Origin of the sequence: Lysinibacillus sp. RC79 (genome assembly GCF_041262405.1) — a bacterium.
Classification (GTDB): Bacteria; Bacillota; Bacilli; order Bacillales_A; family Planococcaceae; genus Lysinibacillus.
The window spans coordinates 37085-63604 of sequence record NZ_JBGCCD010000012.1 but is presented as its reverse complement, the minus strand read 5'-3'; the positions used below and the strand labels follow the sequence as shown (position 1 = coordinate 63604).

Here is a 26520-nt window from a genome sequence, read left to right as displayed (position 1 = left end):
GAGGCATAATTGATGAAATTCATAGATTTTGTTTTTTGTTCACATATCTTTGGGTATATATTAGAAATTTCCGCTTTTCTTCCGTGTTATTGGTCATTCACAAAAAAAAATTTCATGCGTACAATAAATAAATAGCAAAATATCAATAAATGACGTAAAATAGTGATTTGGATGCTTGAACGAGCGTAAGAAAAGTTGTACTATAAAGTTGTTTGTTTACTGATTATGACATTATACTTCTTTTTAAAATAAAATTTTGATAGATTAATAGATTGAATTCGGAGGGACATAGGGTGGAAAAAATAATAGTGACTGGCGGCCAAAAGCTACAGGGGAAAGTGCGCGTAGAGGGCGCAAAAAATGCGGTGTTACCAATCCTAGCAGCGGCTTTACTTGCCTCTAAAGGAGAAAATGTAATTAAAGAAGTCCCTAACTTAGCAGATGTCTTTACTATAAATGAAGTACTAAAAAGTCTAAATGCGGCAGTTACATATATACCTGAGGACAATACAGTATATATAGATACAACAAAAGAACTTTCTAGCGAAGCTCAATTTGAGTTTGTCAGTAAAATGCGTGCATCGATTTTAGTGATGGGTTCTTTACTTGCTCGAAATGGCTATGCTCGTGTTGCTTTACCTGGGGGCTGTGCAATCGGTTCCCGTCCAATTGAGTTACATTTAAAGGGCTTTGAAGCTATGGGAGCAAAAATCTCTTTTGGTCATGGATATGTAGAGGCGAAGGCAGAAGGACGTTTAAAAGGCGCAAATGTGTATTTGGACTTCCCAAGTGTTGGGGCAACAGAAAATATTATGACAGCTGCAGCCTTAGCGCAAGGAACAACTGTAATTGAAAATGCAGCGAAAGAGCCTGAAATTGTAGACCTTGCAAACTTCATTAATAGTATGGGTGGTCGTGTTATCGGTGCAGGTACGAATACGATTCGTATTGAAGGAGTCGATACATTATATGGAACAGAACATCATATTATTCCTGACCGTATCGAAGCTGGCACATTTATGGTTGCAGCAGCAATTACTAAAGGGGATGTAACGATTGAAAATGCAGTCCCTGAGCATATGACAGCATTAATTGCAAAGATGCGTGAAATGGGTGTAGAAATAACTGAACTAGATGAAGGAATCCGTGTACGTGCTCCTAAAACATTAAAAGCTGTTGATATTAAAACTATGCCGCATCCAGGCTTCCCGACAGATATGCAATCTCAAATGATGGCCTTGATGTTAACGGCTGAAGGTACGAGTATTATTACGGAAACAGTTTTTGAAAATCGTTTTATGCATGTTGAGGAGTTCCGCCGTATGAATGCCGGTGCTAAAATAGAAGGACGTTCTGTGTTTATCGAAGGGCCTGTAAACCTTCAGGGTGCTGAAGTAATGGCGACTGATTTACGAGCTGCGGCTGCACTAATTTTAGCAGGTCTTGTATCTGAAGGTGTGACTAGAGTTACAAAGCTTCATCACTTAGATCGCGGTTATGTCGATTTCCATGGCAAGCTGGCTGCACTTGGCGCACACATTGAACGTGTACCACTTGAGGAAGTTATCATTAAAGAGAAAACAACTGTTGAATTACCAACAAACTAAATAGATTTATAAACCCTTTGCTTAGATGCAGAGGGTTTTTTTATAGTTTAATCCATGCTGGCGAAAGTGAAGTGTTAGCCTAAAAATCGCTCACCATAACGTGAAGTTGATTTCCGTTCCGGCTGGGCGCTTTCCTGGGGGCGTCGGGCTAACACGATGTTAGTCACGAAGGCGTTATCACAGGACGTGATGGTTTTAGCCTTCGTTCCTCTATTGCTGATCCCCAAGGAGTTGCCCAGCCTCCACTCCAATCACCTTATAACATGGCATGGCATACATTTTAAAAGCGCTAAATAGGAACTAACATCCTCTCATAAGGCGGAAAACGCTTCTTTTCCGCAAATACATTGTCACTAGATAAGACGGTTTTAACCTCCGTGCCACCTAACGCTCATGCTTTACATGTGCAGCCCCCAATCATGTTTACCATGCTTTACCTCCGCCAACGGCCACATATTTTGAAGAGTTCTAGCATATTATTCCTTATGAAAAAATGGATAATGAGTATAGGCATAATTTGTTTGATTGGTGCATTATATATGCTTCCTGTGGCATTTAATGAGAGACGCACGGTTGAGGATTCACCTTCAACAGCAGAGCAAGCTTGTGAAATATTCATAGAAGTGGAGGGGCAACAGGAGAAAATCTCTTTAGAAACGTATATAACTGGTGTAGTAGCTGCAGAAATGCCTGTTTCATTTAAAAAAGAAGCTTTAAAGGCGCAGGCTATTGCAGCAAGGACATACGCGTTGAAATCGACAAATTACGGTAAAATAGCCATCGCTCCTACTGTTGCTAGACAAGTTTTTTACGATAAGGAGCAAAGAAAAGCGAATTGGACTAGCAATTTCCCGGGGAATGAAAAGAAAATTGTCGAGGCTATTAACGAAACGAAAGGACAAGTTCTTCTATATAATAATGAATTAATTACGGCAATGTTTCACTCTACTAGCAATGGGAAAACAGAAAGTGCCTACGATTTTAGTGGCAATGATGTACCTTATTTACAAAGCGTTGCGAGTATGTCGGATCTATCATCACCAAAGTTTTCAGCGATGAAAGAATGGACATTATCTGAATGGAATGCACTGTGGCCTATTAAATGGCAAGCAAGTGATTTCAACCGTGCACAGTTCTTTTTAAATGATACAGGACGTGTTGAACGCATGCAGTTAGGTAAGAATGTGTGGTCAGGGCGAGAAGTTCGAACACTTTTGCAAATATCATCAACGGATTTTAAAATTTCATATAATTCCACCGCTGGAAAAGTGCAAGTGAGCACGAAAGGATACGGGCATGGGGTAGGAATGAGTCAATATGGAGCAGAGGCTTTGGCAAGTGATGGGAAAAATGCTGCCGAAATTTTACACTATTATTATCAAGATATTGAAATAAAAAAGATAGATGCATGTTTAAAATAACTTCTAGTTGTTCACACTGCAATTAGAGGTGATGAAAATGAGAGAGGATAAAAATAGTAAAACTTCTCAGAATCAACAAGATGAAAAAGTTCAATTACAGAAGAAACCATGGTTTTGGCCAGTTGTTTACGCTGGTGGGGCTCTAATGCTAGCAGGTTTGCTGCTTGGTTACAATAGTCTCGTATCAAAAGTAGAAGAGGCTCCGTCAACAAATGTAGCAGAAGTAGATTCAGGTCCTGTAGTTGAAACAAATGCAAAAACAGAAACAATGAAGTACCCGTTCAAGGAAGCGAATCTTAGTAAGATTCAAGTTTCACAAGAGTTTTATGAAGTAGAGGCTAATGCAGAGTCGCGTGAAAAAGCACTAATGGTATTTAATCAAACATTTACGACATCTTCCGGTATTACTCTTTCTATGAATGGTGAAGAATTTGAAGTACTTGCTGCTCTAAGTGGTAAAGTAAAACAAGTAAAACTTGATGCATTTACAGGCAATAAAATTGTTATTGAGCATGCAGATGGTAAGGAAACACATTATAGCTCTGTAAAAGACATTGCTGTCAAGGAAGGCGATGAGGTAACACAAGGTCAAGTACTTGGAAAAGCGACTGACAATGAGTGGAACCAATCAGCTGGCGTTAACTTGCATTTTGAAGTACTAGAAAACGGGAAATATATTAATCCGAAAAAATTACTAGCCTTTTAACTTATTTCAGTAGAAGTCTCTCACCTCTATAGGCGAGAGACTTCTACTGGTTTAAGCCACTTTTCAGCGGGTATCCAAACTGAGGCATAATTGATGATAGGAAAATTCGTAGATTTCAAATATAGTAAATGATAATTTACATTGAGAGAAACGAATACTAAAAAATGCATAAAAAATCGGTATTTTATCGTGAAAATGTAAAATGTGTTCTGAATAGCTTTGTCCTCACATAAGGTGAAGAAATGCGCAGACGTGCATCTGATGCCATTTGTGAAATTGTGTGGAAAGGACGAAGAACGTGCACGAGCACATTCGGAAGCGCTGCATACGCCTCGGTGAATTATTGATTGAGACGCGTGAGACTGTGCGTGTCCTCGCGAAAATGACAGGTTATTCAAAAAGTACGGTGCACAAAGATTTAACAGAGCGACTACCAACAATTCATGAAGCATTAGCTGAGCAAGTAAAGGAAATACTCGCCTACCATAAGGCCGTACGTCATATTCGTGGAGGAGAGGCAACGAAAAACAAGTGGAAAGAAAGAGCGAGTCATGAATGATTCGTTCTTTTTTTGATGCAAAGGACAAGCTAGATACATATATCCTCATAAAAGGCTACTCAAAATAACGTGTGGTCGATTTCCGTTCCGACTGGGCGCTTTCCTGGGGGCGTCGGGCTAACACGATGTTAATCACGAAGGCGTTATCACAGGATGTGATGGTTTTAGCATTCGTTCCTCTATTGCTGATCCCCAAGGAGTCGCCCAGTCTCCACTCCAATCAACTTATTCACATAAATACGTTTGAAATATGTCATCCCAAACTTTCAATAATGAAACAATACAAAAAATTATTTAAACGATTTCTTCTTTTCAATAAGTATTCATATAATTGAAAGAATGAAGTTCTATTCACTAAAATTAGGTGTAATTACCAATAGGATATGATAAAATATTCTAGATAAACAGATAAAAATGAACGTTATGTAGTTGGAAATGGCGGGAAGGAGAAATTATAAAATGTTTTCGAAAGATATTGGCATTGACTTAGGAACTGCGAACGTATTAATACACGTTAAAGGTAAAGGAATCGTCTTAAATGAACCATCTGTTGTGGCGATTGATAAAAAAACAAATAAAGTATTAGCGGTGGGGGAAGAGGCTCGCCAAATGGTAGGGCGTACACCGGGTAATATTACTGCAATTCGTCCACTACGAGATGGTGTCATTGCAGATTTTGACGTTACAGAAGCGATGCTAAAACATTTCATCAACAAATTAAACGTCAAAGGATTTTTAGCTAAGCCACGTATTTTAATTTGCTGTCCAACAAACATTACTAGTGTTGAGCAAAAAGCTATCCGTGAAGCTGCAGAAAAATCAGGTGGAAAAAAAGTATACTTAGAAGAAGAACCAAAAGTTGCAGCTATTGGAGCAGGCATGGATATATTCCAACCTAGCGGCAATATGGTAGTCGATATTGGCGGCGGAACAACAGATATTGCAGTCCTATCAATGGGTGATATTGTAACGAGCGAGTCCATTAAAGTGGCAGGAGACATTTTTGATAATGATATTTTACAATATATTAAAAAAGAATATAAATTGCTAATTGGTGAACGTACTGCAGAAGCCATAAAAATTACTATCGGTACAGTCTTTAAAGGTAGCCGAGACGATTCAATGGATATTCGTGGCCGAGACATGGTGACAGGTCTACCACGTACAATAACGATTCACTCAGAGGAGATTGAACGTGCATTACATGAATCGGTTGCTATGATCGTCCAATCTGCAAAAAATGTTTTAGAAAAAACACCACCAGAGTTATCGGCTGATATAATTGATCGTGGGGTCATCATTACTGGCGGTGGTGCATTACTACACGGTATGGACCAGCTATTAATCGAAGAGCTAAAGGTACCTGTGTTCATTGCAGAGCAACCTATGGATTGTGTAGCAATCGGTACAGGCATTATGCTTGAAAATATTGATCGAGTGCCCGCATCCTTATAAAAATACAATGAGGTGATTCCTTTGTTTAAAGGGTTTTATACAGTTGCAACTGGTATGATTGCACAACAAAGACGAACAGAATTACTTACCAATAATTTATCAAATGCAAATACACCAGGATTTAAAGCAGACCAATCAACAATTCGCTCATTTCCAGACATGCTCATGTCAAGTGTAGGAAAAACAAATGCATCTGCTAAGGAGCAAGCAGGCTCTCAATATATGAGCCAAGTTGGCGCATTAAATACAGGGATTTATATGCAAGAAACATTACCAAATTACATACAAGGCCAAATCTATAGCACTGATTTCCCGACAGATATGGCTTTGATCGATGGAAACTTACCGCAAAATGAAGATGGCACTAATGGATCTATTTTCTTCCGTTTAGCACATCCAGATGGTGGAGAATCATATACACGCAACGGGAATTTTACATTAGATGGTCAAGGCTATTTAGTTAATCCACAGGGACTGTATGTGCTATCAGACAGAGGTCAGCGTATCCAGCTACCGAATGATGATTTCCGCCTAGATGAGAACGGGGCAATTTATGTTAATAATCAGCAAGTAGCTCGTGTTGGAGTATCATTTTCAGCGAATCCGAACATGCTAAGTAAACAGGATAATGGCTTAATGCGAACAGAAAATGGTCAGAACTTACCGACAGCTTATGGTGCTAATGGCGTATCCTTTACACTGCGTCAAAATTATCTAGAGGGCTCAAACGTAGATTCTAGTCGCACAATGACTGATTTAATGACAGCATATCGCGCTTTCGAAGCTAACCAAAAAGTGTTACAGGCTTATGATCGCAGCATGGAAAAGGCTGCCAACGAAATCGGAAAAGTATAATAGGCGAACTGGAGGCGTTTGAACATGCTACGTACAATGATGACTGCAACAAACACAATGGGGCAATTACAAAATAAACTAGATACTATTAGTAATAACATTGCCAATAGCAATACAGTCGGCTATAAAACACAAGAAGCTACATTTAATGAATTGCTTTATCAGCAATTTAATAATGATAAGCAAGACCGTGCTGACCGACAATCACCTGTTGGCATCCGATATGGTTCAGGTGCAATGCTTGGACAAATCCAATCAAATCAAAAGCAAGGCTCTCTACAAACAACAAATCGCGACCTTGACTTAGCTTTTACAAAACCAAAGCAATATTTCAATATTTTGATGCCAGAAGGTGAAAATGGCACAAAAACAGTGTATACTCGTCAAGGTGACTTTTATTTATCACCATTAAATAATGGAACAGTAATGGTTGTAACTGCAGATGGATATCCATTGGCAAACTCAGCAGGACAAGCTATTACATTACCGGATAATGTAAAAAGTTTTGCTATTAGTAATGGGGGCGTATTAGAGGCATCCTATCCAAATGGAGATATTATTCGTACTGATTTAGCAGTGACAGAGTTCCAAAAGCCACAGCTAATGGAGAAAATTTCTGGCTCCTATGTTGGATTGCCGAATAATTTAGCTCAGCTTGGATATACACAAGCTGAAGTAGTCACTGAATTACAAGGAGCAAATCGTCAGCAAATTGGCATGCAGAGCGGTTCGCTAGAAATGTCGAATGTAGATCTTTCAAAGGAAATGACGGATTTAATTCAGACGCAGCGTTCTTATCAATTCAATGCAAGAGCTGTAACTTTAGCAGACCAAATGCTTGGGCTCATTAATGGTATTCGATAGTAAATCCGTTATTACTGTTTAGTAAGTAATGAAGAGGAGTACAATCTATGACAGACGATTCAAGTCGAGGTTCTATGCAAACAAAAGAAACCGATACGCCACCAGAAGAGAAGAAACATGGCTCAAATGGAGAGCAACGAGAGGTTCGATGGGTGCAAATACGGCTGATTCCGATTTGGCTCCGCGTTGTACTTATTATCATCTTAGTTGTTGTTGCAGCATTTGTAGGTGCAATGTTTGGCTATAGTGTAATTGGACAAGGTAAAGCTATGGACGTTTTCAAACCAGAAACATGGCAGCATATATTTGATATTATGAATGGTAAAGAATAAAATTATTCTTTACCATACTTTGTGTTTACATAGAATATCTTCATTTAGTAGATGTCCAACACCTACTAAATGAAGATATAGCCTCCGGCGGATGTCACGGATTTTGAAAGGAATGAATTGTGCGTGCACAATTCAAAATCCGGACGCATTGTTTATCTGCGCGAAAGCGAAGCGACAGTTACAATTACGCCAAGGCGAAATTGATATAAGGGGGAAAAGAAATGTTAACAGCAGAGCAAATTCAAGCAATTTTACCACATCGTTATCCTTTTTTATTCGTTGATCGTATCGTCGAATTAGAAGAAGGTAAGCGTGCAGTCGGTTTAAAAAATGTCTCTATGAACGAGGACTTTTTTAATGGGCATTTCCCGGGCTATCCAGTAATGCCTGGGGTTTTAATTGTAGAGGCGCTAGCACAAGTTGGTGGTGTAGCATTATTAAACGCAGATGAATTCAAAGGTCGTCTAGCTTTCTTGACGGGTATTGATAATTGTCGTTTCAAGCGCCAAGTAGTACCGGGAGATCAACTTCGATTAGAGGTAGAGTTCGTGAAACTACGTGGAGCAATGGGCAAAGGTCACGGTGTGGCGACAGTCGATGGAGAACTAGTATGTGAAGCGGATATTTTATTTGCTATTGGGCCTGAGCAGCCAAAGCAGGCTTAATTTGCAATTATAGGCTAAAAGATATAAAATAATGATGTCGAATAATGTCTTTACTGTTAATCTTTTAATAGTTTATCTTTATTCTTCACTCTCGCCTCTATAGGTAGTGTAGTTAAAGATATTACGGATTTAGAAAAATGCAATGGCGTATATGTGATTGTGTATTGAAATACATGTAATTTTAGTTTTGTTTTTAAAACGTAGGAGGATTAAATAGATGTATAAGGAATTGTCTTCAGGTATTAAAATTAGCATTACGCGTTCGATTTCAACATCTTTTGAATCATACTTAGCAAGTATTGATTGGAAAGAAGAGCGTTTTTCTATGGAAGACTTCATTGCTAGCTGGCAAAATTATTTTAAAGAAAATGCCGCATGGATCGAAAAAATCCCAGCAGATGTTTTGATGAGTACTGAATTCCATGAAGAGATGGCACAGAAAATCGATGAAGTAATTGCAAAAATTTTAAATGAAGAACCAACAGCTAAGCAAATTGAAACAATCGAGGCATTGCAAAAAGAGCTAGGTACAAACTATGGCTACAATTGTAAAGCTGAAGCAGCCTACATTGAACAATTGTTAAAAGAAAAACAAAAATAGTTTGTACAAAAATCGGATAGTTCCCTCCTTTCCCGGGCAATCTATGTAAGATCACAAATGCACACGTTGTATTTGATGACATAGCACCGAAGAAAGGAGGTTTTTTCTTATGTGGAGAATGTCATTTTTGGCCATCATTCTTGCTACTGTATTTCTTGGAGGTTGTAACTGGGGAAACAAAGCAGTTGAAACAAGACCAGTGGAGAATGTTAAACACGACGTTCGTCGAGGTGTTGAAAACGTTGTAGAACCGACTCGAAGAAATGACGTTTACAATCGTGACGTAAATGGTGTTAACCGTAACACTGTTCTTCCTGAAGCTACAACTCCAGGCACTACTACTACACCAAGAACAACAACACCAGGTACGACAACAGTACCAGGAACAACAACACCAGGAACAAATGCTGATTTAAATGGTACAAATGGCTATAACAACGTACCAAATGCAAACGGCGTTGTTAAAGAAAAGATCGTCGAAGAGAAAGTAACGCGATAATATAAAAAAGAGTGTTTCCAATTATATGGAACACTCTTTTTTTCATTTCGAATTCGCGAAAGGGGAAATACCCGGAAGAGAAGTGAAAACCCGCGGAAGAGAGGGAAATACCCGCGGAAGAGAAGTGAATACCCGCGAAGAGAGTGAAAATACCCGCGCGGTAAGCCCAGCGCGAAGGTAAAAAACCCGCGCAAAAATCATCAGGAAGAGCGGAAAAATGGCTTCATATAGTCCACTAAATTTTCGAGTAATTGGTAAACGCGATTTTTATAAGAACCTGTATAGGGAAATTGAAATTTTCTAAGTAAGCGATTTGCAGCATCACTGGAATGAATATCGAAGAATTCACGTAACTGTTTATTGGTAATTGTTGATCCAACTAAGTATCGATAATCTTGTAAAGCTTCAGCAAAAATTTCTTCGCTTGCAAATTGACAGTATGAACATCTCCAAATCCCGCGAGCATAATGCATTTGAGACTTATATCGGCATTTCGGACAAAGCACACCTTGGCGATATCTTGATGAATCAATAGGAGCCGGAATTTTCGATGACTGATGTCTACAAGGGAATTGTTGAGCTATTTGAGTTAGCTGTTCATCGCTTAAAATGGCTTGTGTATATTTTCTAAAGAGGGAATGAAGATGTTTTTGAAGTCCTGAAACATGGAAAATCGGAATTGTTTTTGGATGACTTGCAATGATAGCAGAGGGATTAGCGATGATAACCGCACCCTCAATGGGGAGAGAATAGTTTTGGAAAATAACTTTAAGAAATTGCATATGTCGTTGAGTCTGAGTAATTGCATTTGGAAATCCTTCAACAGTTCCATCTGGCTTTGTTCGAATACATTGATGAGTAATATCGTCAAAATCAAGACGTCCGTTAATATTTTTTATTTCAACAACTAGCATAAAATTACTGCAAATGAAAAGTGTATCGAGTTGATGTGAATGCTGTGCAGAATTCATCAGAATTAAATTATGTAACACTAAAAAAGTATAGGGACATACTAATTCAAGCCATTCACGGTCAACTTTTTTTTCACCAGCAAAGCCAGCATCGAATCTTCGAAATTGCTCATGATAATAGCTGAAATCAGGGTCCTCTTCGAACAACCGCCTCTTTAAAGCCTCAAGCCACAATAATTTTAATGGCTTTTCCCTAACAGCAATATTCAAGTGTAGTTACCTCCTATAATTTTTACATCGTATTCTACCTTAAAATCTCTACCTGTCCAATAAAAAAAACGATGCAAATTTTTGCATCGTTCAATCAAGTTCAATCATTTTTGAGTTTTGGTCGTTCTTTCATATCGTGTGTGAAGCGGTCCAATAACTTATCTAAAGTAACTCCCTCAGCTAGTAACTCGGCAAGTAATTGCTCGGCATATTTCGAGCGTTTTGTTTTTAGCGTTCCTTTTAAAAGGACAGAGATGTGCTCGCCAATTTCTTGAACTGTATGTACGACAACCTGAAAAGGAGCAGGCTCATTATCTGGAAATGAAATAACTGCACGTACATTAAAGACAGTAGCATTCGCTAAAAGTTCTTCGAAAGTTGAACGATATTGCCGGTCCATAAATAGTTCAAGAACCCAAGATTGATGGCTGTTTTCCTGGTTAATAATAATACCATCGACTAAAGGGAAAGGTTGCATGCCGTCTTTTGTGACAAGGTCAAAGGAAAGCATCTTAAATGTTTTCAATATGTAATATCCTCCTAAGTCGGTCATCTATTTTAGTATAACATATTCAACTAGCCCTGTTTACGATAGGGTCACTGCTGTGTTTTCGCACAATCTGCAAAAACAGCGAAATTGCATATTTCAACAATTAGCATTTGCTATTACAGCGAAAAGCATTCAGCTCAAAAAATCATTCAATAATTGAAAAGTAAAAGCCTCAATATACCTAATTTATGATTAAAAACTAAGGGAAATGATAAAAATCGACTTTTGCCAATGCTGGATTAATTTTTGTAAGATGAGAGCAATCAAAAGCAAAGGAGGTGAATCAATGAATCAAGTCGGACTGGTCGGAAGATTAACAAAAGATCCAGTGTTACGACACTTATCTGAAAATCGCGTGCAAACACATTTTACTCTAGCCATTAATCGCAATTACAAAAACAGTCGTGGGGAAGTGGATGCTGACTTTATTCTTTGTTCAGTTTGGGGAAGACTTGCAGAGCATATCGTCAAATATTGCGGAAAAGGCTCATTAATTGGGGCAAATGGTCGTATTCAATCAAGATCATTTTTAAATGAAGAAAGCACAAAGGTTTATATAACAGAAGTAGTCGTAGAAGATGTCCGATTTTATCAGCTTAAGCCAAGGGATAGCGAAGGGGCAATTGTGTTGCCAAAGCCACCTGATGAACAAGACGGCTTAAAGGATTTTGTGCTACCTGAGCCAGAAGTGCAATTACCAGTAGTATAGCAGTTCCTAAATGGTACATACGGGGCAAGTGACAAGTACCAAGTTGTCTGATCCGCCATTCTCCTTCTATTACTTGCACCGTAATCAATTTAGAAAGGAATGATGTATACCTTTTATAACGTAGTTCATTGCTGAAGACCGCACAGCAATGAGCATTTTACACACAACTAAATATAAATATGAAGTAAGTAGGGAAGAAGTAACTGCAATATCCACTGAAATAAAAGAGCGCCAAGAACGTTGTGCTCTTGGCGCATCTACTCAGTTTTAAAAATCGAGTTTCATTAAATCACGAAGTTCGTCATCTTCTAACTCAGTTAACCACTTGCTTGATTGGATTAGTTCTTCTGATAATGCAGATTTCTGGGCTAGCATTTTATCGATTTTTTCTTCGATAGTACCAATTGTAACAAACTTATGCACTTGTACAAATTGTGTTTGACCAATTCGATATGCACGGTCTGTCGCTTGATTTTCAACGGCAGGATTCCACCAGCGATCTGCGTGTAATACATGATTTGCAGCTGTTAAATTGAGCCCTGTTCCACCTGCTTTTAAGGAAAGGATAAATATTGGGAAATCTCCTGCCTGAAAAGCCTCTACTAAGCGGTCACGCTGCTGCTTAGGCATTGCACCTGTTAAGAACGGTGCATCAATATTATATAGTTCACTAAAACAATGCTGTAGTAATTGTCCCATTCCGATATATTGTGTGAAAATGAGGCACTGCTCGCCGTTGTCCACGATTTCTGTAGCCATTTGCACGATACTTTCTAATTTCGTAGAACGAGTTAGCATTGATTCGGCATCCTCGAAAGGTTCTTTTAAATACAAGGCAGGATGATTACATAATTGCTTTAACTTATTGAGCATCTTTAAGACGCGTCCCTTTTTTTGAAAGCCTGTTAATTGCTCCAGCTGATCGAGCGTCTCTAATATATATCCTTCATATAGAGATGCTTGCTCAGTTGTTAATGGGCAATACTCATGAGACTCTTGTTTATCCGGTAAGTTAAGCTGTAAGTGTGGGTCACGTTTTGTACGGCGAAGTAAAAACGGTTGTATTTTTGCACGTAGCTTCTGTTTATGTGACTCAGACTCATCGCGTTCTATCGGTAAAATAAATTCTTCATTAAAGCGACCGAAGCTACCTAAATAGCCTTTATGGATAAAATCAAAAATTGCCCATAGCTCCGATAAACGGTTTTCCACAGGTGTACCTGTCAAAGCAATATGATGAGCACCCTGTAATTTACGAATAGCCCTTGATTGTAGCGTTTGCATATTTTTAATATTTTGGGCTTCATCTAGTACAACTGCTGCCCATTCTACTTCCTGTAAAAACTCAGCATCCTGTGATACCGTGCCATAGGTAGATAAAATCACATGTGGTTTTTCTCTTTCTACTAGCTGTTTAAAAGCATCCTCTTTTGCTCGATTCGCCTGATAATGCGTATGCACAGTCAAGGAAGGAGCAAAACGAGCTAGTTCCTTTTGCCAATTGCCTAGCACGGACGTAGGGCAAATAATGATAGATGGCTTTGTATCCCTAGTTGTTTCATTAAGATGTAGCAAATATGAAATAAGCTGAACCGTTTTACCAAGACCCATATCATCGGCTAGACATGCACCAAAGCCTTGTTCGCGCATGAAGACAAGCCATTCAAAGCCCTCATGCTGATAAGGACGTAATTCAGCCTGCAAAGATGTAGGGACTGGTACTGTTGGAAGTCCTTTTTTCTCCTGAAGCTGCTCCATAAAGGATTTAAGCGATTTTTGCAATTCAAATGCAAAAATCGGATCATCTCGCATTGCATCATCGGCATCCTCTTCTTCAAGAGGTAAGGATAAATCCTCTGGAAGCTCACGAAATAGCAATTCACGAACAGTCCAGCTTTCATCATCTGCTTGCTGCATCAATGCACGCATTTCTTGCATCCAGTTTGCATCGACTCGAAACCATTCAGTACCAATACGAATGAATTCGCGTTTCTCATCCACAAGCTTTTTAAATTGCTCAGGTGAAATGGACTGTCCATTCATAGAAAACTGCCATTTGAACGTTAAAATATCGTCTAGTCCAGCAACCTTCTTTGTCGCTACATTGCCAGTACTTACGCGAACACGCATTTTTGATTGTTTTAAATCCTTTAGCCAAGCCGGTAATACAACGTCAAAGCCGAGTGCCTGTAATCTTGCTAAATCCTCACGTAAAAATGTTCGAACTTGTAAATCCTCGAGCATAATACGGATGAAAATATCGCTACGTAAATCTTCAACAGCAAGAAGATCTACAATTTGTCCTTGTTGTTGTTCAATAGCATCAGCATACATTTGCCACTTTGCCGGAAGAGCATCAGCAATTGGTAGTGACTGCTTTCGCATAGCAGGCGTCCAGTGGTTTTTGGTTGTAGCCGTGCTAAGTACTGTTTCTAAAAGCCAAACATCTGAATCTTCCTCAGGCTCACTTAAGCGTAGGGAGACAGTAACTGCACCTGCCTGTCGTTCCTGCTCTAATGGCCAGCCACCACGCAAGAAAAATGGAATTAGCTTTGGTAAATCAGATAATACAAGACCTGCTTGAGCTAGTTTTTGCTGCACTGCCGTTTCTAATAAACCTGTATCTTCACCGTCTATAGGGAATGTTAGCGCGGAAAAATCATCTGCAATATTTGCGTATGACCAGAGCGAGGATTCCTGCCAATACGTTTGTAAAGCAGACGCTTTTTCTAGCCATACCTGACTTTCTGCGTTCGCACCTTGCCATGCAATAAAAGGATGCGAATAGCGCTGTGAAAAAATATCAAGGAGCTCAGAGGTTGAAACGTCAATCGTAAGTTCTGAACGATTGGTTAATAAACCATAGACATTCACTTCATAGTTAAAAAATAATGAAGAAATGAGTGAGTCTGCATCCATTGCTGCACCATCAGCAGTAAATCCCTGTAACGTAAAATATCCTTCCTGTCCTGCATTAATACGAAGCTGTAGTTTTTTTGAAAACGGGGAAGGAGCATTTATAGTCATCATACTAAGTTTCCTTTCTCAATTTCTTCCTGTAATGCACGAAGTCGTTTATACTCTGCACGGATTGTTTGCATGTATGTTTCAAAATAAGCAGTTTTGCCAGCACGCTTTGCCGCACTGCGCATACTTTTCCAGATTCGTACAGCCTGCTTATAGTTCATACGTGATTTTTGTGTAATTTCAGCCATGGCATATAGATGATACAAGGGCAATACTGTTGCAGGCGCAACCTGAAGCACATCTTTCAATCCACACATTTCTAAATAAGAAAGGGAGGAGAGATTTAACTGATGGAGGGCTGCCCATTCACGATAACGTCCTTTTTTAATAAGAAAGAACGAAAACGGTTGAAGCCCATAAACACCAAATGCACTATATAATGTAGCTTCCTGTTCCTCCGTAAGCTGTATGTCTTCGTATAAAAGCTGAAATTGCCTTACGTATTGAGCACGTTTTACAACTGGCACAGTTTGCTGTAAAAAGACTTCGGTAAATGGTAGCATCGCACGTAAAATAATTGACAGCGCATGTGATTCGCCAGCACGTTTTGCAAATGTAGCCAGTTCAAATAGATCCTGCATATGTTGTACATCAATATGTGCAATACTTTCCTGTAATAAACTTTCTTTTTGTAGCAGTACATAAAATAGCAGTTTTAATGACTGCAAGGAAATCTCAGGTGAAGGATTCTCAAGCTTATTTATCAGTGCCAATTCTTGTTCACGACGCGGCTTTTCATAAAAAAGCACTGCCCAAAGCAACATATAAATTTGTAGTCGATCAGCAAATAATCCTTGTCGTTCCAATAAAAATTTTCTGACTAATTCCTGAATCGCATCATAAAATGGATCAGTAGCAAAAAGACGTGATCGACCCGTTAGTTCCGTCAATATACTCTCGAATGATTGAACACTTTGATCAATAAAATATTTCATATAAGGAGAATCCAATGAATGTCCTTTTGTTGCATTTAAATGAAGCCATATTGTATTAAAGATAGATAGCTCCATGAAAAGCTTATAAAGAGGCTGCCACTCGCGCTCGAATGGCACATGCCGTTGAAGTCGCTCCAACGCATCTGTCCGTATAGCAGAAAGGCCATACCCTTCCAGAATACGCCCAGGTGGCAATAAACGTTTCATTACTTCATCGACCATCAATTTCCAGCTTTCTGGACTTCGTTCATCTGCTAATGATTTTAATTGCACTGATTTTTGAGCACGCCAAGCACTTGACCAATTTTGCACCGAATCAAAATACTGATAGAGGGCAAGCAATGCGCCAACCTGATGTCTACACCATTTCAGCTGAGGACAATTACAGCTCAACTCCTCTTTGGCAAAATCAATTTCGACAGAAGCAGGTCTGACATCCTGTACGCTTGCATATAATGTAGAACTCGCTCCATTAAAACGTTCAAAGACAACTGATTTGTTCCGCACTGAAAAAACAGCACGACGCACTAGCTCTTCGTCTTCAATAGAGGAAGGATGTAACGCCTGTTCAGCTTCATTTACTTTGGCAAGGATAAATTCTTGATGTTCCTTAGCTAATTGGGCAATAGACAATGCCATAACCTCACTCCTTTCAAAATGTATAGCTAGTGAGCATTTAAGTATGAAGGAAAAAAGACTGTCCTTCCATTATACGATTAAAATGCGTACATGATAAGCTGAATGATTTAAAAGAAAAAAATCAAGGAGAAGATAGTTAACAAGATAATTGATATGTGTTAAAATCTGAATAATCAGATAAATATGGAGGGATGAAGGATGATGCAAGTTCAATATATGAAGCCATTTTACACAAAAATCACTGGAGACAAACTACGTCTCGTGTTTGCTTATCAATATTTCTCTATTTTAAAAGAAAATGAGATTTTCCATTTCATTCCCATAGAAGGTAAAGAGATGATTATCAACTTGAATACACAGCAAATCGAAAATATATCCGAGGTATTTGTTTTCCAGAAAGGGAATCGATTTATCCGACTGCCATTATATCAATTATTATTAATTACAAATGTTCATGAGCATCTAACACCGATTCTTGAAAGCGCTACTCCAAAACCTCAGTTACCTCTTGTTTCTTCAGTGACTCTTGGCGAAGTAGATCAGCTCATTGCAGAATTGGAGCAGCAAAACATTGATTATTTAATCGACCAGGCATTACTAGATAATAATAAAGCTCTCTTTTTTGAACTGCTACAACAAAAGAACCATCAACTCGGAGGATTCGAAAATTGAATACACGGTATTGCAATTAAGCACCTACTTTTCATATGTGAAAAGGGGTGCTTTTATATATTACTGGGTCTAAAGTTTAAATTATGAAAATGAATTAAAAGTTATTACTATATAGAACCTACTAAATTAGAATACATTACCAAAATAAACTTAAAAGAATTTTACATAGACCGATATAAATAACAATAGGGGTGGTGAAATGATGCTTGGAAAATGGTCAGCAACGGGGTTGTCAATTTTAAATAATATGAATAGACATTATGGTGCTATGAGCAAGGCAATGCTTCGAATTTCTTCAGGCTATCGCATCAATAGTGCTGCGGATGATCCAGCAGGACTTGCAATTTCCGAAAAAATGCGTTCACAAATTCGCGGTTTGAACATGGCAGCAAAAAATATCCAAGACGGTATTTCACTCGTTCAAACAGCTGAGGGTGCGCTAAATGAAGTACATGATATGATTCAGCGCATGCGCGAGCTCGCAGTCCAGGCGAGCAATGATACTTTAACAGATAGTGATCGGGAGAATCTCGATATGGAATTTCAGGAATTAAAAAAAGAAATTCAGCGCATCTCGAAAGATACTGAATTTAATACAAAGACTTTACTAAATGGGGATTATACTACAAACGGTATTAAAATTCAGGCAGGTGCCAACTCAGGTCAAAGCATCGAGCTATTTATTAACGATATGGGTGCTGGAGCACTTGGCTTGGACGATACAACATCCATTGCAACTCGTGATGGTGCCAATAAAGCAATTTCCACAATGGACGATGCTTTAAAGCGCGTATCAAACGAGCGCTCAAGACTAGGTGCCTACCAAAATCGCCTAGAGCACGCTTACAATGCGAACGTAAACACAGCAGAAAACCTACAAGAGGCCGAATCCCGCATTCGCGATGCAGATATCGCAAAAGAAATGATGAATATGGTAAAAGCCCAAATTCTAATGCAAGCAAGTCAATACGTACTAGCAATGCACATGCAACAGGCACAATCAATTCTACAATTACTCGAAAGTGGAACAACGAGGAATCCCCGATACTAAAGGTGATTCCTTTTTTAGTTGAGTTAAATTGATGGTAGAAAGTGAACATCGCTGATAAAAGTGAAACAATCGCTGATAAGAAAGTGAACATCGCTGATAAAAGTGAAACAATCGCTGATAAGAAAGTGAACACCGCTAATAAAAAAGTGAACCGATAATAAAAAACTAAAAACCGCTGATTGAATACCAAAACCGCTGTTAAACATGCTATAATCGCTGGAAGGATCCGACAATAGCTGATAAACCTATTAAAATTTAAATAGAAAAGGAGAGAATTGATTGATCATAAAACCCTTCGCACCATCTCCATTGACAAAAGGACTCCAAGCGCTTGTGACTCGGATACACCCCACGTACCCACAATATCAAAATCTTCAGCAGGAACTTAAAAATAAAGAAGCAGGCGATTTTGGTGAGCAATATGTTATGAAGGAACTACAGCAATTAGCACTGCTCAATGATTGCTACATTTTCCACAATGTAATACTTCCCTCTGTTCTTCCCATGCAAATTGATATTTTACTCATTGTCCCCAACGCTATTATTCTATTAGAAATTAAAAATATTCGAGGAAATGTACATTTTAAAAATAACCCACGTCAACTGATTCGCACATCGGAATCTGGAGAGGTTCACGTTTTTACGCATCCTGAAATTCAGCTTGAACAGTATATTCAGGGGATGAAGCATTTCTTAGAAGCCCAACGTGTATCTATACCGATTTATGGAGCGGTTGTTTTTCCTTTTAATAATGTAAACATTCATAGAGAGGACGGACAATTGCCGATTTTAATGGCAAAAGAGCTGCCGATATTTCTGCATCAACATTTAGAGAATAGCAAAGAGACGGCAACAATGGCAGAAATCAAAAGCATTATTTTGTCACATTTGCGGCACAGAACGCCATTTCCGCTTTGCCAATACTATAAAATTGACGCCTCGGCTTTGCGGCGGGGTGTTTATTGTGAGAACTGTGGTCAGTTTGGGATGGAGAAATTGAAAATAGGTTGGCATTGTCAGAAGTGTCAACATCGGTGTCGCGATGCTCATATTCAGGCGCTAAAAGATTATTATATGCTTGTTGGCGAAACGATAACGAATCGTGAATGTCGCGATTTTTTGATGATTGATAGCGAGCATGTAACAAAACGTATATTACAAAAATTACAATTATCACGAAGCGGATCTAACAAATACTCAAGTTACAAATTGTCTGGTTTATAGATGAATCGCTGATAAACTCCTGAACATCGCTGATAGAACCAGAATAATCGCTGATAAACCCCTGACAATCGCTGATAAAACTAACATAATCGCTGATAAAACTCAAAAAACCGCTGATAAAAGCGCCCAAACCGCCGCTAACCAACAAAACTTTTGCTAATCGGACACAGAAAACAGCTTCAAAATAACAAATTGATTCACACTTTCACTTGAAAGATGTATACTATAATGCAGAACAAAATGCACCACGCATTTCATAAAACATATAATATAACTACTCGTTTTTGAAAACGGAAGGAAGAATAGATAATGACTAAATCAATTTGTGTCGTTGGACTTGGCTACATCGGTTTACCAACGGCTGTAATGTTTGCCAACCACGGCATAAAAGTACATGGGGTGGACGTAAACCCAGCGGCAGTAAAAAGTATTCAAGAGAAAAAGCTTCATATTGAAGAAAATGGATTGCAGGAGCGCCTGAATAAAGCAGTAGATGAAGGTTTCTTAACGGCGTCAACGACACCACAGGAAGCGGACGTGTTCATCGTTGCTGTTCCGTCGCCAATTAATCCTGATAATACAGCGAATTTAGAATATGTACGTCAAGCTACGGCTTCTATCGTGCCATTCTTGAAAAAAGGTGACCTTGTCATTCTGGAATCGACAGTACCACCGAAAACTGTAGAGCACATTATGCTACCAGAGTTAATTAAGGCAAATCTTGAATTTGGTATCGATTTATTTGTAGCACATTCACCAGAGCGTGTTATTCCTGGTCGTATTTTTGAAGAATTAGTGAACAACGACCGTATCGTAGGTGGGATTGATGACAAGTCTGCACAAATGACAAAAGAGCTTTATCAAACATTTGTGAATGGTACAATCCACATAACAGATGCAACTACAGCTGAGTTAGTAAAAGTAATGGAAAACACTTACCGTGATGTAAACATTGCGTTTGCCAATGAGCTTGCAAAATTAGCAGAGAAGCTAGACGTAAACATTTGGGAAGCCATTAAATTTGCGAACTATCACCCACGTGTAAATGTTCACTTCCCAGGTCCTGGGGTAGGTGGTCACTGTATCGCGGTTGACCCTTGGTTCTTAGTTGAGTTAGGTGGCGAGACAGCACAAATTATTCACTTATCTCGTAATACAAATGATAGTATGCCGAGCTTCACAGCACAAAAAACACAAGCCATCTTAAATCAAAACAAAATTGCTGGTGGCAAAGTAGCTGTTCTTGGACTAGCCTTCAAAGGAAACGTAGATGACATGCGCGAAAGTCCATCTACAATCGTTATTGACGAGTTACAAAATCTTGGATTAGAAGTTATTTCATACGATCCACATATTAAAGAAAACAAACACGCTACACAAACACAAAGCTTAGAAGAAGCTACAAAAGATGCAGATATCATTCTAGTTCTAACGGATCATAATGAATTCAAAGCATTAGAAGCTGCAGAAATTACAGTGAAGTCAAAAATTGTCTTCGATACGAAAAACTGCTTAAAACGTGATAATTGGGAAGAAGCAGGCTTCCAGTTCCACCTTTTAGGAGATGCGAAAAACCGATGAAAGAAACAGTACTTGGCATCAATGTCAATACGGAAGGCTACGATGAATTAATGGAGATGGCATTCGAGCGTATTGAAACAAAACAAAAGGCGCTCGTTGTTGCCATCAATCCAGAAAAGATTATCAAGGCAAAAGAAGACCCTGCTCTAAAGAAGCTGCTTAACGAAGCGGAATTTCAAATTCCGGATGGCATTGGTGTTATTCTTGCTTCCAAAATTCAAAAAGGGCAAATTCGTGAACGTGTTACAGGCGTCGATATGATGATGAAGCTTTGCGAGGAAGCAGCAAAACGTGGCAAGCCTATTTTCCTTTACGGAGGGAAACCGGGTATTGCAGATGCCGCAAAAGCAAAGCTAGAATCATTATTTCCTTCTATTAAAGTAGTCGGCACACAGGACGGCTACGAAAAGGACGAACAGAAGGTACTTGACCGCATTAATGAAGCGCAGCCCGATTTACTTTTTGTAGCGATGGGCAGTCCAAAGCAAGAAAACTGGATTAATGCAAATCGCGATCAATTGCATCCAACTATTTATCAAGGCGTGGGCGGATCATTCGATGTGCTTGCAGGTACAGTTAAACGTGCACCAGAGATTTTCCAAAAATTTGGTCTTGAATGGTTTTATCGATTAATGAAAGAACCTAAGCGTATCAAGCGTCAAATCGCACTTCCGTTATTTTTATTGGAAGTGGCAAGGAAGAAACGTCAATAATTTTTAAAAATTGGTATTGTCGTTTTAAATTGAAAGTGTTAGACTGTAGGTGTATAGGAATTTCCTCTATGAAATAAATAGAATTCCCTGCAAGGAAAAAACGGTTGGTAGCCCAAGCGAAAAAAGCTCAAGCATTTATATGCTTGAGCTTTTTTCGTTTATTAAAATATGATTCTACACTTAAAACATAGATGCACTGTACAAAGATCCCACAGTACATTCACCGGAATATCTTCAAATAGTACGCCCCTTACAATTTCCATAGAACCAAAAAAAATTACCAATTTTCATATCGACTAAAATGGAAGAGAAATATATAATTGTTTATTACTGTAAATACATTGAACATTTAAGGTTTGTCTACCATATTATTGTTGGAAAAGATGTGTAATATCACTTGAAAAATCGTCTAAAATAGATGACAATGGTAAAAGAGAGTTGTATGCCCATGTTTTTCCGGAAATGAATTAGAAACTTTCCCAAAATATGATTGACAACTTTTAGGTATACAACTATACTTTTATGTGTAGTTGTTTATTTACTGCATTTCTATGGATTTGTAGTAGAGACATATTTTATGAACTTAGAGGAGGAAATTTTTCTATGGCTAACCAACCAAAGAAATACAAAAAATTCGTAGCATCAGCTGCTACAGCTACATTAGTAGCAACTGCAATCGCACCATTTGCTTCTGCAGCAGGATTCACTGATATAGCAGACAACACTCATAAAGAAGCGATTATCGCTCTTTCTGAAGCAGGTATCATCAATGGATATGCTGATGGCACATTCAAACCAAACCAAACTATTAACCGTGGTCAAGTAGTTAAATTATTAGGCCGTTGGTTAGAAACTGAAGGCTATGAAGCTCCAGCTGATTGGGCTACAAAACAATACTTCAACGATCTTCCATTAACAGCTGAAAAAGAACTATTAAAATATGCTGCACTTACTAAAGATGCAGGCGTATTCGCTGGTTCAAACGGCAACTTAAACTACACACAATCTATGCAACGTCAACAAATGGCAGTTGTTTTAGTGCGTGCTATCAACGAAATCTATGACTTAGATCTAGTAAAAGAATACAAAGCTGAAAAATTCAAGAGCGAAATCTCTGACTTAGACAAAGCTTTCTCTGCTGAACAACGTGAAGCAATCACTGCTTTAGACTATGCTGAACTTACAGATGCAGCTAAACAAGCAAACAAAGCATTCAACCCAGCTAACTCTATTACACGTGGTCAATTTGCTTCATTCTTAAACCGTACAATCAACATTGATGTTGAAGTAGGTGTAGACGCTTCTGTTAAAGCTATCAACAGCACAACTGTTGAAGTAACTTTCGACGAAGAAGTTGATACTGATAACGTAAAAGCTGAAAACTTCAAAATCGAAGGATTAGAAGTTAAAAACGCTTCTGTTAAACAAACTAACAAAAAAGTTGTTGTTTTAACTACTGCAGCTCAAACTGCTGATAAAGAATACACTGTTTCTTACAAAGGTGAAGAAATCGGTAAATTCAAAGGTATTGCTGCTGTAATTCCAACAACTGTTAAACTTACAACTGCATCTGAACAAGGTGTAATCGGTAAAGAAGTAACTCTTAAAGCAACAGTAACAGTTCCAGAAGGTCAATCTAAAGAAAATGTTCCTGTGACTTTCAACATCGTTAACGATAAAAACACAAACGAAAAAATTGAAAAAGTAGCTTACACAAATGCTGAAGGCGTTGCTACTTATTCTTACACTCGTTACTATGCATCAGTTGATTCTGTAACTGCTTATGCAACAGATAAATCTACTGTATTCTCAAGTGCAAAAGTTTACTGGGCTAACGAAACTCAATTAGCTATCACAGAAAAAACTGCTGACAACGTATTATCAAACGGTGCTAAAAAAGTTTATGAAATCAGCGCACCTCAAAAAGCTGGTCAATATGTATTTGTTGCATTCGAAAATAACCTTGGTGTAACGACTGATAAATTAACTCGTTCAGTATTCGTTGAAGGTACTGGTTTATGGACACAAAATACAACAAATAATATCACAGAAACTCCTGCAACAACTGATCAATACCCATATGAAATTACAAACGGTGCTAATCGTGTAGTTCCTGTTTTACTTGATTCAAAAGGTAAAGCAAACTTAGTATTAAGCGGTACAAACGGTAAAGTTAAACCTGTAGTTTATGCTGGTGAATTAAAAACTAACTATAACTTCTATAACAACAATAACCCAGGTTCTAAAATTACTGATTTCGCAAACGTTCTATACAACCCAACAGCATTACAAGCAAAAGCTGCAGAAGTATCATTTGATATTAAACATACTTTAGGTTTAACTATTGAAGCTAAAGGTGTAGCTAATGCTGCGGTTGCTCTTACTGGAAAAGAAACAGGTGGTCGTGATTACGTTGCTACTTATGTAGATAAAGATGGAAAACCTGCTAAAGCTGGTGACCAAGTACTTGTTGCACTTGCATATGATGCAAAACATCCAACTTATTTAGTAGATGAAGATGGTAAAGAGTTAGATCATTACCTTCCTCGTCAAGATGGGAACACTTATTACTCAGTACCTGTTAAAGGAAAAGAAGGTAAAGTTGAGTTCACAGTTACTTCAAAAGATGAGCAAGCATTTGCTGAGCCAATCGTATTTATCAACAATGGTACTGGTCCAGATAAGAATAAATCAATCTTAGATGCATCTGATTTACAAGCTAAAGGTGCAGCAACTTACTTCACTAAAGAAATTCAATACAAAGCTGAATTAGAAGCACTTGATGCTAAAGGTGATGACACTAAATCAGTATTAGCTGGTGGCTCTGAGTTTGTAGAATATAAGTACAACTTAGTTGACCAAAATGGTAAACCACGTGCTTATAAAACTGCTACTAACGTATCATTTAATGTAACAGCTGGTACAAGTGAATTAACAGTAACTGGCGCTACTGAAGGTACTGTAAAAGTTGCTCCAGGTAACCCACGTACAGTAACAACTACAATTGCTGCTGGTGAATTATCTAAATCAATTAAAGTAACTGCAGATAAAGCTGGTTCAGTAACTGCGTATGCAACAGCTTCACGTGTAGGTGCAGGAGTACTTCCATCAACTGATTCTCTAACAGTTACATTTAATGCTACATCTAATGTTGTAAAAACTGGTAAAGTTACTAAAGTTGAAAAAGAAGTTGTATACATTGACGGTGTTCCATATAGCTTACTTGACGCAACTTACCTAAACAATGGTACTGTAGTTCCAACATTACAAGCTTTCAAAGCAGATTACTTAAAAGATGGTGCTACTGTAACTGTTTCTAAAGATAAAGATGGTAAATTAACATTTAACGTAGTTCCAGCAAATAGTAACGCAACATTAGGTACTGCTATTAAAGACGCTAAAAATTTAGTAGCTACAACTACTGAAGGTACTAATCCTGGTCAGTATCCATCTAAAGCAGCTTTAAACACTGCTATTGATAATGCATCAAAAGTTTACAATGATGCATTAGCTACAGCTACTGAAATCGCAAATGCAGAAAAAACTTTAGCAGATGCTGTTAAAGCTTACCAAGATTCAAAAATTGAAAGTGGTTCAGTATTATTAGCTAAAGATGTGAAAGATGCTGAAGACTTCCTGAAAACTGTTAAATCAATTCCAGATACAGATTCACCAGCTGCAGGACAAATCAAAGCTGCTGAATATAAAGCTTTATCTGATCAAATTACTCTTGCAAAAGCAGTTTTAGCTGACACTGCTTCAACTGAAGCTAACTACACAGCAGCAAAATCTGCATTAAAAACTGCTCTTGATAATGCAAAAGCTCAAGTAACAGCGTATGAAACTGCAAAAACTGCGTTAAATAAATCTATCACAGATGCTAACACTGCACATAAAGACGCAGTTACAGGTGCAGCTAGTGGTCAATATTCTTCAAATGATAAAGCTGTATTAAAAGTAGCTATCGATGCTGCTCAAGCAGTATACAATGATGCAGCTAAAACTACTGCTCAATTAACAACAGCAAAAACAGATTTAGACTCTGCAAAAACAATATTTGCTGGTACAGTAATTGCACACACTATTAAAGTTGGTGGTACTGATGTAGCATTATCATTAACATTTACATCAAATACAGGAGTTGTATTAACTTCTGGTGCTACTGTTACTGTAGATGCTGCTAATACAACAGCTACAGTTGCTTCTACTAGCGTAGGTGCAGATGATATTTTAACAATTAATGTTACTGCACCAGTTTCAGGGAATGTTATCGTTGTTCCTGTAACTGTAAATGGTCAAGTAGTTAAATTTACTGTAACTTTTGATGGAACTGATTGGACTGTTACAAAACAAGATCCAGCTAATTTTGTTAAAGTAGTAACTACTCCTTAATAAAACTAAATGAAACGTTACTTTAAAAGCTAGCTCGCTAGTGAAATAAGTAGATTATGGCCCCATGGTTATAACTTTAAATAGTTATACTCTATGGGGTCTTTTCTATTTATCTTGTATTCATAAGGGAAACTCTGGGACATAGAAAACTGTTCCGTAGCTCGCGTGTCTAATCCTGTTGGACTTGGTAAGTCATATCCGTAATAACTCACACTTCAAACAGATATATTATTGATACAGAATTTATTAGCCTTTATACCTCCTTCAAATGTAAAAGCTTTT

General features: G+C 38.2%; 23 protein-coding genes. 19 read left to right on the top strand and 4 right to left on the bottom strand.

Features of this window, described 5'->3' with window-relative positions:
- Positions 1 to 293: 293 nt before the first annotated feature.
- From murA to ABH968_RS13325, 11 genes are all read left to right on the top strand, one after another.
- Positions 294 to 1607: a UDP-N-acetylglucosamine 1-carboxyvinyltransferase gene (gene murA, locus ABH968_RS13375; protein ID WP_370044616.1), complete on the top strand. Its 1314-nt coding sequence runs from the start codon at positions 294 to 296 to the stop codon at positions 1605 to 1607.
- 485 nt (positions 1608 to 2092) lie between these two features.
- Positions 2093 to 3028: a stage II sporulation protein D gene (spoIID, locus tag ABH968_RS13370; RefSeq protein WP_370044614.1), complete on the top strand. Its 936-nt coding sequence runs from the start codon at positions 2093 to 2095 to the stop codon at positions 3026 to 3028.
- A 37-nt stretch (positions 3029 to 3065) separates the two neighbouring features.
- Complete coding sequence (locus ABH968_RS13365; protein ID WP_370044612.1) at positions 3066 to 3734, top strand: peptidoglycan DD-metalloendopeptidase family protein; 669 nt, start codon at positions 3066 to 3068, stop codon at positions 3732 to 3734.
- A gap of 298 nt (positions 3735 to 4032) precedes the next feature.
- Positions 4033 to 4293: a sporulation transcriptional regulator SpoIIID gene (locus tag ABH968_RS13360; RefSeq protein WP_053484600.1), complete on the top strand. Its 261-nt coding sequence runs from the start codon at positions 4033 to 4035 to the stop codon at positions 4291 to 4293.
- A gap of 459 nt (positions 4294 to 4752) precedes the next feature.
- Complete coding sequence (gene mreB, locus ABH968_RS13355) at positions 4753 to 5748, top strand: rod shape-determining protein (RefSeq protein ID WP_370044610.1); 996 nt, start codon at positions 4753 to 4755, stop codon at positions 5746 to 5748.
- Positions 5749 to 5769: 21 nt separating this feature from the next.
- Positions 5770 to 6603 (top strand): flagellar hook-basal body protein, encoded by an 834-nt coding sequence (locus ABH968_RS13350; protein WP_370044609.1) that lies wholly within the window; start codon positions 5770 to 5772, stop codon positions 6601 to 6603.
- A gap of 24 nt (positions 6604 to 6627) precedes the next feature.
- The gene (locus ABH968_RS13345) at positions 6628 to 7467 is read left to right on the top strand and encodes a flagellar hook-basal body protein (RefSeq protein WP_370044607.1); all 840 of its coding nucleotides are present in this window, start codon (positions 6628 to 6630) and stop codon (positions 7465 to 7467) included.
- A 47-nt stretch (positions 7468 to 7514) separates the two neighbouring features.
- Complete coding sequence (locus ABH968_RS13340) at positions 7515 to 7799, top strand: DNA-directed RNA polymerase subunit beta (RefSeq protein ID WP_370044605.1); 285 nt, start codon at positions 7515 to 7517, stop codon at positions 7797 to 7799.
- Between the two features lie 221 nt (positions 7800 to 8020).
- Entirely contained in the window at positions 8021 to 8464 is a 444-nt protein-coding gene (gene fabZ / locus ABH968_RS13335; protein ID WP_132360390.1) for a 3-hydroxyacyl-ACP dehydratase FabZ, read from the top strand.
- A gap of 217 nt (positions 8465 to 8681) precedes the next feature.
- A complete protein-coding gene (locus ABH968_RS13330) occupies positions 8682 to 9065 on the top strand; it encodes a hypothetical protein (RefSeq protein WP_370044603.1) in 384 nt (127 codons plus the stop codon).
- Between the two features lie 109 nt (positions 9066 to 9174).
- Positions 9175 to 9564: a hypothetical protein gene (locus ABH968_RS13325; RefSeq protein WP_370044601.1), complete on the top strand. Its 390-nt coding sequence runs from the start codon at positions 9175 to 9177 to the stop codon at positions 9562 to 9564.
- A gap of 200 nt (positions 9565 to 9764) precedes the next feature.
- Here ABH968_RS13325 and ABH968_RS13320 read toward each other — a convergent pair whose 3' ends face one another.
- The gene (locus ABH968_RS13320) at positions 9765 to 10745 is read right to left on the bottom strand and encodes a nuclease-related domain-containing protein (protein ID WP_370044599.1); all 981 of its coding nucleotides are present in this window, start codon (positions 10743 to 10745) and stop codon (positions 9765 to 9767) included.
- A gap of 100 nt (positions 10746 to 10845) precedes the next feature.
- Positions 10846 to 11271, bottom strand: coding sequence for a YwpF family protein (locus ABH968_RS13315; RefSeq protein ID WP_370044597.1), 426 nt, complete (start codon positions 11269 to 11271; stop codon positions 10846 to 10848).
- Positions 11272 to 11581: 310 nt separating this feature from the next.
- On the opposite strand from ABH968_RS13315, the gene ABH968_RS13310 reads away from it, so the two are divergent.
- Together ABH968_RS13310 and ABH968_RS13305 are read left to right on the top strand one after the other, a co-directional pair.
- Positions 11582 to 12004 carry a single-stranded DNA-binding protein gene (locus tag ABH968_RS13310; protein ID WP_370044596.1) on the top strand — a complete coding sequence of 141 codons (423 nt, stop codon included), beginning with the start codon at positions 11582 to 11584 and terminating at the stop codon, positions 12002 to 12004.
- A 148-nt stretch (positions 12005 to 12152) separates the two neighbouring features.
- Positions 12153 to 12275: a hypothetical protein gene (locus ABH968_RS13305; protein WP_370044595.1), complete on the top strand. Its 123-nt coding sequence runs from the start codon at positions 12153 to 12155 to the stop codon at positions 12273 to 12275.
- Here ABH968_RS13305 and ABH968_RS13300 read toward each other — a convergent pair.
- Positions 12272 to 15034, bottom strand: coding sequence for a DEAD/DEAH box helicase (locus ABH968_RS13300; protein ID WP_370044594.1), 2763 nt, complete (start codon positions 15032 to 15034; stop codon positions 12272 to 12274). The two genes, ABH968_RS13305 and ABH968_RS13300, sit on opposite strands and share 4 nt — an antisense overlap.
- Positions 15031 to 16605: a hypothetical protein gene (locus tag ABH968_RS13295; RefSeq protein ID WP_370044592.1), complete on the bottom strand. Its 1575-nt coding sequence runs from the start codon at positions 16603 to 16605 to the stop codon at positions 15031 to 15033. Before ABH968_RS13295 ends, ABH968_RS13300 begins: the two co-directional genes overlap by 4 nt.
- A gap of 198 nt (positions 16606 to 16803) precedes the next feature.
- Between ABH968_RS13295 and ABH968_RS13290 the strand changes: the two genes are divergently transcribed.
- The 6 genes from ABH968_RS13290 to ABH968_RS13265 all read left to right on the top strand — a co-directional run bounded on the left by ABH968_RS13290 (position 16804) and on the right by ABH968_RS13265 (position 26238).
- A complete protein-coding gene (locus tag ABH968_RS13290; protein ID WP_370044590.1) occupies positions 16804 to 17277 on the top strand; it encodes a transcriptional regulator in 474 nt (157 codons plus the stop codon).
- Between the two features lie 202 nt (positions 17278 to 17479).
- The gene (locus tag ABH968_RS13285; RefSeq protein ID WP_370044734.1) at positions 17480 to 18328 is read left to right on the top strand and encodes a flagellin N-terminal helical domain-containing protein; all 849 of its coding nucleotides are present in this window, start codon (positions 17480 to 17482) and stop codon (positions 18326 to 18328) included.
- 279 nt (positions 18329 to 18607) lie between these two features.
- Entirely contained in the window at positions 18608 to 19552 is a 945-nt protein-coding gene (locus ABH968_RS13280) for a nuclease-related domain-containing protein (RefSeq protein ID WP_370044588.1), read from the top strand.
- A 309-nt stretch (positions 19553 to 19861) separates the two neighbouring features.
- Positions 19862 to 21133, top strand: coding sequence for a nucleotide sugar dehydrogenase (locus ABH968_RS13275; RefSeq protein WP_370044586.1), 1272 nt, complete (start codon positions 19862 to 19864; stop codon positions 21131 to 21133).
- Positions 21130 to 21846, top strand: a complete 717-nt coding sequence (locus ABH968_RS13270; protein ID WP_370044584.1) for a WecB/TagA/CpsF family glycosyltransferase — start codon at positions 21130 to 21132, stop codon at positions 21844 to 21846. Before ABH968_RS13275 ends, ABH968_RS13270 begins: the two co-directional genes overlap by 4 nt.
- A gap of 603 nt (positions 21847 to 22449) precedes the next feature.
- Positions 22450 to 26238 (top strand): S-layer homology domain-containing protein, encoded by a 3789-nt coding sequence (locus ABH968_RS13265; protein WP_370044582.1) that lies wholly within the window; start codon positions 22450 to 22452, stop codon positions 26236 to 26238.
- The last annotated feature ends 282 nt before the right edge of the window (positions 26239 to 26520 follow it).